Raw genomic sequence first — 2,557 nt, 5'->3', positions numbered from 1 at the left:
GGTATCGGCCCACACCTTGCGCCACACCTTCGCGCTCAACTTCCTACGCGCCAACCCCGGCCAGCTCGTCGAGCTGGCCAGCCTGCTCGGCCACGAGAGCCTCGACACCACTGCCCTCTACACCCGCCCCTCGCGGGATGATCTCGCCGCCGGCCTGGAGCGCTCGCCCCTCAATGCCGATCGATGAGCCCCCGCTTCCGGTCCGGGGACCCCGCCTCGCCCTACCGGCCGAACCGAGGACGACCTCGCCCGTCATTGGAGCCTGACCCCGGCGGACCTCGCCGAGGTCGGCCGCTGCCGCGGCGACGATCACCGGCGCCGCTTCGCGCTGCAGCTGTGCACGTTGCGCGCCTACGGCCGTTTCCTCGACGACTACCGGCAGGCCCTGCTGCGCATCGTCAACCACCTGTCGCGCCAACTCGGCCTGTCGCCGGTGCTGTTCCTCGACCGTCCCGGCCGCGAGCCCACCGAGCGCGACCAGGCGGCGCGCATTCGCCGCCACCTCGGGCTCCGGCCCTTCGACGCCGGCGCCGAAGCCGACCTGCGCGGTTGGCTGCGCCAGGGCGCCCTGGAAGGGCGCGGCACCGCCGAACTGCTGGCCCGCGTGGAGGACCGCCTGCGCGGCTGGCGGATCATCCTGCCGGCCCCGGGCACGCTGGACCGCCTTGTCGCCTCCGAAGTGACGCGCGCCACCGCCACCCTGTTCGACGCCGTCGCCGCCCGTCTGCCCGGCCGCCTGCGCGCGGCCGTCGACCTGCTCGTCGAGGTCCCCGAGGGCGACGCCCGCTCCAGTCTGTTCCGGTTGAAGGATCGGGCGAAGAGCGCGACCGCCGCCGCCATCAAGGGCGACCTCGTCCGCCTCAGCCTGATCGAGGACCTGCTCGGCGATGGCGTCGATCTCACCGGGATCGATCCCACGGTCGTCCGCCAGCTCGGCCAGCTTGGCCGCCGCTACGACGCCGGCGACCTCCGCCGCTTCGCCCGGCCCAAGCGCGACGCGCTGGTCGCCTGCACCCTGATCGAAGGTCGCAAAACCCTGCTCGACCGCATCGTCGAGATGCACGACCAGTTCCTCACCGCCATGAACCGCCGCGCCCGCAACGCCGTCAAGGCCCGCGAGGGGCAGCTCCGGCGCCGCGCCCGGGCCGGGATGGAGCGGGTGCTCGGTGGCATCGAGGCGCTCGCCGAGGCCGAAGGCGGCCAGACCGTGGCGGCCTGCCGTGCCTTCGACCGCCTCGAGCAGCGCGGCCACCTCGATGCCATGCTGGCGCGCTGGGGGCTCCTGCGCCAGTACTTTCCTGCCTTCCTCGCCCTACCGTTCCAGGCCGCGCCCGGCGGCGAGGCGGTGCTGGCCGCCATCAACGTGCTGCGCGCGCTGGAAGCGTGCACGCGCACGCGCCTGGATCCGGAGGCGCCGAGCGGCTTCGTGCCCGCCGCTTGGCGTACCTTCCTGGCGACGGACGGCGCGATCGACCGGCGGCTTTGGGAGATCGCCCTGGCCCTGGCCATCCGTGACGCCCTGCGCGCCGGCACCCTGTACCTGAGCGAAAACCGCGAGCACGTCTCCTTCTGGAACCTGACCTACGACGACCGCCTCTGGCCAACGTACCGCGAGGCGGCGTACCGGCGCCTGGCCCTGCCGGCGACGGCGCCGCCCTTCCTCGCCACCCTAGCCGCCGCGCTTGACGCGGCGGCGCAGGCCGCCGCCGCGGGCCTGCCGGGCAACCCCTTCGTCGCCGTGCGCGACGGCAAGCTGAAGCTCAGGCAGCCCGACGCGCTGCCGATCCCGCCACGGGTGCAGGCGTTGCGGGACACCGTCAAGGCCAGCCTGTCGCGGGTGCGCATCGAGGATCTCCTGGAAGAGGTCGACGCTTGGTGCGGCTTCACCACGGCCTTTCAACCCCTGGGCGGCTACGAGCCGCGCGGCGGCGACCCGCATCGCCCCTTGCTCGCCGCCCTGATCGCCCACGGCACCAACCTCGGCCTCGCCACCATGGCGCAGAGCGTCGACACCGTCACCGCCGAGCAACTGCAGGACACCAGCCGCTGGTTCCTGCGCGAGGCCACACTGAAGGCGGCCAACACCATCCTGGTCGACCATCACCACAGCTTGCCCTTGAGCCGTGTCTGGGGGGACGGCCGCCGCTCCTCCTCCGATGGGCAGCGCTTCGCCATCGAGCGCGACAGCCCGCTCGGCGCCTTCTATCCCCGCTACTTCGGCCATTACGAACGCGCGCTGACCCTGTACACGCACACCGCCGACCAGAACAGCGTCTACGCCACGCAGGCCATCTCCTGCGCGCCGCGCGAGGCCGGTTGGGTGCTCAACGGCATCCTGGAGAACGACAGCGCGCTCGACATCCGCGAGCACACCACCGACACCGGCGGCTTCACGGGAAAGCTGTGGGGGCTGTGCGCCTTGCTGGGGATCGACTTCATGCCGCGCCTCAAGGACCTGCCCGACCAGGTCCTCCACCGCGTCGATCGCGGGGCCGACCACGGCGCGCTCGACCGGCTGCTGCGCTCCACCATCGACCTTCAGATTGTCGTCGAGCAT

1 protein-coding gene and 1 pseudogene are annotated in these 2,557 nt (G+C 72.5%); both read left to right on the top strand.

Annotated elements, in window-relative coordinates:
* Nucleotides 1–187 (top strand): tyrosine-type recombinase/integrase (locus tag I71_RS36200; RefSeq protein WP_148294291.1); only part of this gene is annotated, 187 nt, incomplete at its 5' end.
* A gap of 48 nt (nt 188–235) precedes the next feature.
* Nucleotides 236–2,557 (top strand): annotated as a pseudogene (locus I71_RS19340) (Tn3 family transposase); the annotation flags it as partial.

Source organism: Azospirillum sp. B506 (assembly GCF_000333595.1).
Lineage (GTDB): Bacteria > Pseudomonadota > Alphaproteobacteria > Azospirillales > Azospirillaceae > Azospirillum.
Note: the sequence above shows the minus strand (reverse complement) of the source record. Positions and strands in the feature narration are given on the sequence as shown.